The organism is Helicobacter cynogastricus (assembly GCF_900197855.1).
GTDB classification, from domain to species: Bacteria; Campylobacterota; Campylobacteria; order Campylobacterales; family Helicobacteraceae; genus Helicobacter; species Helicobacter cynogastricus.
On sequence record NZ_FZMQ01000006.1, the window covers coordinates 1 to 8560 of the forward strand.

8 protein-coding genes are annotated in these 8560 nt (G+C 45.7%); 5 read left to right on the forward strand and 3 right to left on the reverse strand.

Going from position 1 to position 8560, the window contains the following annotated elements; all coding sequences use genetic code 11:
- Together C6H00_RS04040 and C6H00_RS04045 are read left to right on the forward strand one after the other, a co-directional pair.
- Positions 1-684 (forward strand): phage late control D family protein (locus C6H00_RS04040; protein ID WP_104749761.1); only part of this gene is annotated, 684 nt, incomplete at its 5' end.
- 9 nt (positions 685-693) lie between these two features.
- Positions 694-1077: a hypothetical protein gene (locus C6H00_RS04045; protein ID WP_104749762.1), complete on the forward strand. Its 384-nt coding sequence runs from the start codon at positions 694-696 to the stop codon at positions 1075-1077.
- A 99-nt stretch (positions 1078-1176) separates the two neighbouring features.
- Here C6H00_RS04045 and C6H00_RS04050 read toward each other — a convergent pair whose 3' ends face one another.
- The 3 genes from C6H00_RS04050 to C6H00_RS04060 form a co-directional block, all read right to left on the reverse strand.
- Positions 1177-2916, reverse strand: coding sequence for a replication initiation protein (locus C6H00_RS04050; RefSeq protein ID WP_104749763.1), 1740 nt, complete (start codon positions 2914-2916; stop codon positions 1177-1179).
- 16 nt (positions 2917-2932) lie between these two features.
- A complete protein-coding gene (locus C6H00_RS04055; RefSeq protein WP_233704410.1) occupies positions 2933-4456 on the reverse strand; it encodes a replication initiation protein in 1524 nt (507 codons plus the stop codon).
- Between the two features lie 520 nt (positions 4457-4976).
- Positions 4977-5186, reverse strand: a complete 210-nt coding sequence (locus C6H00_RS04060; RefSeq protein WP_104749764.1) for a hypothetical protein — start codon at positions 5184-5186, stop codon at positions 4977-4979.
- A gap of 103 nt (positions 5187-5289) precedes the next feature.
- On the opposite strand from C6H00_RS04060, the gene C6H00_RS04065 reads away from it, so the two are divergent.
- The 3 genes from C6H00_RS04065 to C6H00_RS04075 all read left to right on the forward strand — a co-directional run bounded on the left by C6H00_RS04065 (position 5290) and on the right by C6H00_RS04075 (position 8492).
- On the forward strand, positions 5290-6420 hold the full coding sequence (locus C6H00_RS04065; RefSeq protein ID WP_104749765.1) for a S24 family peptidase: 1131 nt from the start codon (positions 5290-5292) through the stop codon (positions 6418-6420).
- A gap of 387 nt (positions 6421-6807) precedes the next feature.
- Positions 6808-7362 (forward strand): phage baseplate assembly protein V, encoded by a 555-nt coding sequence (locus tag C6H00_RS04070; RefSeq protein WP_104749766.1) that lies wholly within the window; start codon positions 6808-6810, stop codon positions 7360-7362.
- Positions 7359-8492 carry a hypothetical protein gene (locus tag C6H00_RS04075; protein ID WP_104749767.1) on the forward strand — a complete coding sequence of 378 codons (1134 nt, stop codon included), beginning with the start codon at positions 7359-7361 and terminating at the stop codon, positions 8490-8492. Before C6H00_RS04070 ends, C6H00_RS04075 begins: the two co-directional genes overlap by 4 nt.
- The last annotated feature ends 68 nt before the right edge of the window (positions 8493-8560 follow it).

Genomic DNA, 8560 nt, shown 5'->3' on the forward strand with positions numbered 1-8560 from the left:
TATAGCATTGATGCGACCGCGATTAACTTCACTAAAGAGATGGCCGTGCGCAAAAGCCGAAGCTTTAATAATATACGGGTCGCAGATATTATAAGAGTTATTGCCAGAGAGCACGGGCTAAAAAATCGCATTAATTTTAAGTTTGCTGACAATGTCTTAGATGTGATGGAACAAATAGATGAGAGCGACATGTCCTTTTGCACGCGTCTAGCTAAAGAATACGGGTGTAGCTTTTCTGTGAAGAATGACACTATCTTATTTTACGATAGGGACATAAAGAACTATGAGCGTAGGCGTTATAAGATAAATGCGGATGCGTGTATCAGCTTGGAAATTGAATATCTGACCACCAAGCATTACCGGAGCGTAGAAGTGCACTACACGGATAAGGCGGGCAAAGAGCAGATTGTAAAAGTGGGCAATGGTGTCCCTGTGAGAACTTTGATTATTGAGGCCAAAAATGACCAACAGGCCTACATCGCGGGGGTTACCAAACTCAAAGAACTCAACACCCAAAAGACTAAAGGCTCTTTGCAGGCTTTAGGGCAGGTGCTTTTTGCGGGCGGACTTTTAGAGTTGCACAAGGGGGGCCAAAAGGAGGTTCACATCATCACGCAAACAGAGCATAGCTTGGATAAAAATAGTTGGAGTATGCGCGTGCAATTTGAGCATTCTAGCAAATAGGAGTCAAGAATGAGCGATATTGGCAAAATCATCAAGATTGACAAATACACTTTCAAGACAGAGCACAATGTGCCTAGTTTGGACTTTGAATATTCTCTAGGCATTCAGAAAGTGGAGACTCTAAGCAAGAACTTCTATTTGAAGCTAGGGCCTAATGAAAGGCGTATTAGCTTTAGTGCGACTCTGTATTTAGAGCATTTAAAAGACTTTGAGGGGCTGGTTGCCAAAGTGGAGGCGCGTAAACCTTTGCGCTTTTCCACTTTGGAGAGCACGCGCACACAAAAGATTATCATTGACAAATTTTCTAGCAGTGTCAAGGATTGGGTTTTAGTCGCTCAAAACAAAGTGAGCTTTTTTACGCGCACTTTTAGCATTGGGGGGGTGATTTTGTGAAAATGTGCCTGTATGCCTCTGTATTGGCCACAAGGCCTAAGAGGATAAGGGTACAGCCCTCATTTTCAAAGGGCTTAAAATGCTTCTAGCGTGTGTTTTTCAGCGCGCATCTTTGATGAAATTGTTCATGAAGTCCTCAAGGTCGTTAAAAGTATGGGTGAAATAGCCCGCCTGCTTTGTTTTAAAACGCTCTAAGTGCTCCGTGCAGAATTGAGCAACATGGGTGTCGTTAGGGCTGGGCTCTATGAGCTCAAATAAGGCTACAATACTAGGATTATTCCCACGACGCGTAAGCACACTGGCTAGCTTGACACTCTTAAAGAGGTGCTCGGGGTTTTTGATATAGAGCCCTCCTACTAGCCCGCAAAAGCCATTAAGGGTTTTGCGCTCTTGTTGGTTGTAGTGCCCTCGTTGCGCCTCTTTTTGCGCTTTTTCTAGTTTGTGTTTTTCTTTTTCGGCTTCTCTTTGCATCTTAGTATTGGCTTCTTGGACGCGGTTTTGAGAGTGGCGTTTTAAAATGGCCTTTTGCATGTCTGCGTGGGGGTGGGGTTTGAAGTGAAAAGTGATACCCACGACTTTGTTGCCCCGCCCCTTTTTTTCTTTGATGTAAAAAATACACTCATAAGGGCGGGAGCGGTCGGGATTTTTTGGATCATACTCTGCCACTTCATTTTTTCTAGGCTTTTTACTAGGGGGGAGCATGAGGGGGGCTAGCTCACGGCAGGCGGGCTTTAAAACGCGCTCTTCGATGTCTCCTAGTGTTAGCCCCTTTGGGACACCCACGAACTCTCTAAACCCCTCAAAGTCGCCCTTATAAGTCAACACCTCGCACATGCCCACTTGGCGCACACCCTCAAAACGCACGAGTAGGCGGTAAAGGTTTTTAGCGTATTTGCTGTTTAGAGACAAAAAGGTTTTGAGCTGAAAGGCGGTGAAATTTGCGCTTAGCTGATTAAATAGGTGCAGGTAACAATCGGTATTGACCTTTATGTCAAGGTAGAGTAGCCGTGTTTTCTCTTTGTTCATGGCAATGATAGAGCCACTAAATAGGTTGAAATCGCGCTCCTGCACTATTTCCATGCCATTCTCAACAACATGGGCGATTTGCTGAAAATTGGCCGCCTTAATGTTGCTCCAAAGTGTTCTTACAACCTTCAAGAGATCGGCATTGTTGCTTTTTGGGTCATTCATGAGATTCTTAACCTCTTGCGGGCTAAAGCGAATACGGGTGCCTTGCTGATCTTTGAGGCGGTTGAATAGAGAAAAGAGCAGATTGAGCTCACGCGCACCTAACTTGCCTAAATTGACCTTATAAATGTCATTGTGGACCACCACTTGCCCGGGGCTAGAAATTGGGACTTTGCTAGCAGGGATGGGTTCTTGAGAGGCTGGGATTAGCTCTTGTTTGGGGGGCTCTTGGGGCAAGGGTTGAGGCGTAGGGGCTAAGGTTTTTTGTGCCATTACAGCGGCGTATTCTTTACCTGCTTGTTGTAAGAGTTCTTGCGTGCTTGAGGGTGGGGTTTGCTGAGTGGGCTGTGTTATTGGAGGGGGCGGGGGCGTGGTTTGGGGGCTTGGGGGGATATTGGCGTTTTTGGCTAGTTCTAAGAATTGGGACATATTTGTCAATTTGCCATCTAGGGTGCTAATTTCTTTTTGTGTTTCTTTGGGGAGGGGGTTTTGAGGGGGGTTTTGTTGGGCCAATAATTGGGCTAGAATTTGGAGAATGGCGTTGTCATTCCCCTCCATAGAGATATTAAAAGCCTTGAGGGCATCTTGTATGCCTTGAAGATGGTCAAATAGGCCTAGAGTTTGGGCTTTGGGGTCATCTTGTGCGCTCATTTAAGTCCTTTAATTTCTAGCGTGCATTGCTAGAGAAGTTAACCACAAAGTCTTCAACGTCTTTAAAAACATGGGTGAAGTGGTCCTTTTTGTTCACTTTAAATGCTCCCATGTGCTCTTTGCAGCACCGAGCGCAAAGGTAGTCGTTGGAGATGGGGTTGATGATCTCAAAAAGTCCTATGATGGAGGGGTCGTTATCTAGTCCTGTTTTGACGCTTACTAGCCTGACATTTTGAAAGGTGTAGTCGGGAATGGAGATGTGCAAGGGCCCGATTAATCCGCAAAAGCCATTAAGGGTTTTGCGCTCTTGTTTGTTGTAGTGGGGCCGCTTAGCCTTTTCTTGCTCTCTTTCTAGTTTTTCTTTCTGCTTTTCTAGCTCTTTTTGGGTTTTAAGGTTGACATCTTGGGCGCGGTTTTGAGAGTGGCGTTTTAAAATGGCCTTTTGCATGTCTGCGTGCGGGTGGGGTTTGAAGTGAAAAGTAATGCCGACTATTTTGCCCCCCTTGCCTTTCTTTTGTTTCGTATAAAAAATCATCTCATAGGGCAGATTGCGGTTAGGGTTTTTGGGGTCGTAGCCCTCCTCAAAGATTACCCCTAACTCACGGCAGGCGGGTTTAAGTATGTAGGTGTCAATCAAGTCTGTACGCATAGTTGCAGGAATGCCCATAAACTCCTTAAACCCCTCAAAATCGCCCTTATAGGTCAACACCTCGCATTCGCCCAATTTGTTCACATCTTCAAAACGCACTAAGAGGCGGTAAAGGTTTTTGGCGTATTTGCTTCTTAGAGATAAAAATGTTTTGAGCTGAAAAGTGGTGAAATTGGCGCTTAGCTGATTAAATAGGTGTAGATAAAAATGGGTGTTGACCCCTACATCAAGATAGCGAAGCTGAGTTTTTTCTTCATTCATGGCGATGCTGTAGTGGCTAAATAGCATGTAGGTTGACTCAACAGGCAAAGTTTCGCCATTCTCAACGACACGGGCAATTTCGCGGAAATTAGCAGACTCTACATTTTTTAAAAGCATGCGCACCGCCTTTAAAAGGCCCGCATGGTCAAGTTTGGGGGCGGCCATCATTCCTCTAATTTCTTGGGGGCTAAAGCGAATACGGGTGCCTTGCTGATCTTTGAGGCGGTTGAATAGAGAAAAGAGCAGATTGAGCTCACGCGCACCTAACTTGCCTAAATTGACCTTATAAATGTCATTGTGGACCACCACTTGCCCGGGGCTAGAAATTGGGACTTTGCTAGCAGGGATGGGTTCTTGAGAGGCTGGGATTAGCTCTTGTTTGGGGGGCTCTTGGGGCAAGGGTTGAGGCGTAGGGGCTAAGAGTTTTTGCGCTATTGCAGTTATAAGTGCTTTATATCTTTCTTGTAAGAGTGCTAGCAGGATTGGGGTTAAGCTATTTAAAAAAGCGTTAAGTTGGGCATGTTTTTCTTGCAAAATGCCCTTGATAAAAGGGTCTTGGGTGTTGTCTATGGCTTTTTGCAAAGCTTCTAGCTCTTGAAACTTTTGTTGAAGTTGCTCCATGAGCTCCATTTTACTCCCTTTAGTGCCAATTTCTATAGCTTTATAATGGCATTAAACTTAAATGCCCATTAAGAAGCGGAAAATGCCCCTTAAGAAAGCGGAAAATGCCCCTTAAGAAAGCGGAAAATGCCCCTTAAGAAGCGGAAAATGCCCCTTAAATCATTTTTTTTAACTCCTCGTAGACACGTGCGGTGCGGGGCTGAAAACGAAAAAAAAAAACGCCTATAAATATTTTAATAAATTATTTAAAAAATTCTTACGAGCGCGCGAGGCAAAAACGCCTAAGAAAAAAGGTTTTACGCTCACTGGATCGGAATGCAGTGCTGGCGCACTGCTTACAGAAAGAATTGAGGCGGGGGGATAACCCCCCGAGCCCCCCGTTAGCTTTTGAGATGAAAAAATAGCGTTAGATTGGCCTTAAATCGTTAGTTTGAGATTAGAGGGTGTTCTGATACCCCCTAGAGGGATTAAAACGATTGTGGGGCATTCTAAGGGATAAAAATAGCTAGCTTTAGCTATGGGGAGTATGTCAATCTGCTTTGTAGTCTATGCGGACATAGCCGTCTGTTTCCATCTTTTTGAAATTCTGCAGTGTTTGGGAGCGCATGCGTTTTGGTGTGTCGCCCTGCAACAAATACTTTCGCACGCTGGTGTAGGGGGTTTTGTAGTGTTTGGAAAACGCGCAGATATTGCCAAAGTCGCATGTGATTTTGGGAATGTCGGGGGTGAAAACTAACATTTTTTAGCTCCTAGCTGATTTTATTATTGTGATTAATTATAGCTGAAATGTTATTTTTGAATGTTTAAGCGTTAGAACTGGTTAAAAGATTTATAATTGCACGATGAAAGAAAAAATTGAGACACAGGACTTTAAGCAGTTGGCCCGCGAGATGAAGGCGTTTTTTGGGGTGGGCTCTTTGGGGGAAGTTGCCGAGCTTTTGGGGTATTCGCGCAATAGTGCGTCTAGTTGGTATTTGTGCGGGCGCGTGCCTGATAGGGCGGTGTTGGCCTTTTACCGGGCACAAGAAAAGGGGGAAAAGCCCGCGCTCAAAGAAGAAGCGCATGCAGAGTTTAAGCAGTTGGCCCGCGAGATGAAGGCGTTTTTTGGGGTGGGCTCTGTGAAGGCGGTGGCTAAAGCAATGGGGTTTTCTGTGGCCAGGGCTAATATTTGGCATAGGGCTAAGAAGTTTCCTGATTCTGTGGTTGATAAGTTTGAGCAGTTGCGCTCTCAAAAGCAAAATCCTCAACAAAAGCAAGCCCCCCAAAAGGGACTATTTTCTGAGATAGAGGCTACCCCCCCCCCCCCCCCCAGCGGTGTTCAGAGCTACAACAAAGAACAGATTGCAGAGTTGCTGCATGAGACAAGACGCGCGCATGGGTTTAAGAATTGGGCGCAGATGGGGGCGGCTATGGATACTCCAGCGGGCACACTTAGGGCGTATTCTAGCGGAAAGACAAATGGGATGCCTTCTTTGGGCTTCTTTGCCAAACTCTCTAGACTTGCAGATGTTAGCGGGATTTTGGGGGGCAAACCCCCTATTCAGGCGCATAAAAGAGAGCATGGGGATGTCCTTTTTAAGGTCTATGATGACTTTAACGCGCTGGGGAGTGCTAAAGCCCCTATGCTAAGTTTAGAATTGCGTGCTAGATACCCAAAGAATGCCCTCCTTGCGCTAGGGTTACCGCAAGGGGAGTTAGTAGTTGTGCGCTTTAAAAATGATAGTTTAAGTCCCCTTGTAGAGGCGGGAGACTATTTGCTAATAGAGCCGTGCTCGCAAATGCGCAGTGGAGACATTGTTGTCTTTGAATATGCTGGCGAGATGTTCATTAGGCGGGCGGAGAAGAATCCCATCACGGGGGACATTAGGTTTTTTTCTAGGAACAATGAGCGGCCAGATTTTGAGCTAATAGGTGGGGCAGATGACAAGTTTGAGATTGTGGGTGTTGTGCGGGGCAAAGTGAAGACCTTTTAGCTTCGATTGGCAAGGGGGTGGGTCCTTGCCGGGGATATTTATAACGCGGGCAGGGAAGCCCCCGATATTTGCAGTTTTTTATTAAGTTTTTGACCCCTTACACTTGCCAAAAATGCCCGTCCAATCCCCAAAAATACGCACTTTGTGCCCATTTTTACCATTTTTCTAACCTTAACCCGCTCCCTGCCTTTTGTCTCATTGCGCTCTAATCACCCTTAAAATTGGCTTTAAAATTTTTCCGCATTTCTTTTTTGCATGCCACACTCATGGGTTCATTTTCCGGGCATGGCGAATCATTTTTTTAAGTTTATGCTAAAATATTGCTAATATTTTTTACAAAGTGCGGGTTAGCAGTTTTTCATAAGCACTCCGTTAAAAAGGCCTCTCATGCCCTATGGCACGCCAAACATCTACCTAGCCACTATCGCTGAAGTGAAAAAGTCCAGCGTGAAAGTGCGCTACAACAACACAATAAGCGACTTTGTGCCCTATACTCAAACTCATAATGCCTTTAAAACTGCCTACAGCCCCCCTACTATAGGCGAGATTGTCCTTTATTTCAAGCTGGGGCAGTTTGGCGTAGTCTTGGGCACATCTATACTTTCAGCAGATCAAGAATCTAAGCAAGATGAAAAGACTCAGCGCACAGAATACGCTGATGGCACGATTATCACCTACAGCGATGGCACTCTCAAGGTCGAGAGCCTTAAAGAGATCACACTAGAGTGTGAAAACGCCCTTTTCAAAATCGCCAAAGACGCAACAATAGAGTGTCAAAACGCCACTATCAAAACAGACAAGGCTATCATTAACTCAACAGACATCACGCTAGGAGGAGAAAACGCCCCTGCCACTGCCGGAGTGGTTACAGGTGAGTGCACTTGCGCCTTTACAGGCGGGCCTCATCCGGTGTTTAGCTCCAAAGTCAAGGCGTTAAAATGATTCAAAAAATCCAACTGCACCCCCAATTTAACGACTTTATGCGCGAGATGTGCAGCGCGACAGAGCTTCAAGAGCTCTTAGGCCTAAGCATCCCCCAATTTAAAGAGTTAGAAAAAAAAGGCGTGTTCGAGGCGACAAGCTCCGTCGTGTTCTATGTAGGCAAAGGCGACAAGCCTATCATCTGCTCTGCGCTCAAATACAACACCCGCTTAAGCATTCTAGCCTACACCAAACACCTACAGCCCCAATTAGACGAAGTGAAACGACTAGGCAAGATTGTAAGCGAGCAGGGGCGCGCGCTTAAGGCCTTTAAAAGACAAGATAGGCGCGTGTGCTTGCAAAAAGAGCGCATTACTGAGCTAGCCGAAGTGAAAAACGAGTGCGATCAGGAAAACCGCGATCTAAAGGCTCAAGTGAGCGCGCTTTTAAGCCAAATTCGCAACCTTACCACCAAAAGCGCGGAAGAGTTGGCCGCCTTTTTGGACGTAGAAACAAAGACCATCTACCAGCTTAAGCAGTTAGGCATTTGTGTCAATGACCAAAACGCCAAAAGATGGGATTTTTGTACTAGCGTGCAAAATTACATCAACCACCTGCGCGCCCAAAAAGAGCCCGACCCCAATAGAATCGGCACGCACGCCCTATGTCAAATTGTCGGACTGACTAAAGCGCGTATCTACCAACTCCACCAAGCGGGGGTTTTTGTCAAGTGCGATCATGATGATTGGGACTTAACCCAATCACTAAGTAGCTTCATCACCTATAAGCTCCAAAATGAAGAAACAGACTTGGGCATAGCGCGTGCTCGCAAAGAGCTAGCCGATGCCAAACTCAAAGAGTTAAGCTACAAGGAAAAAGTGGGCGAATTATTAACCTTTGACACCATTGCTAAAGCCCTGCAAGACATCGCCATGACCATCAGCAACAAGCTCTACAGCTTGCCCCATATCCTAAAGCGCAAACACCGCCTAGACGCGCCTTTTATCCAAACTCTTAACGAAGAGATTGAGAGCATTTTGGCCGAACTCCAAGACCCCAAAGAATACGAGGAGGCCTCCCAAACTCTGCAAATTCAAGCCCAAAAGCAAGAAGAGTTAGAGAAATTGCGCAAAGTGGCCCATGAGGCTTAAAGCTTTCAGAATCCGCACCCAGCGGGGCAATCAGATTACACGCTTAAAAGAAGTCTTTGCTAACTCTA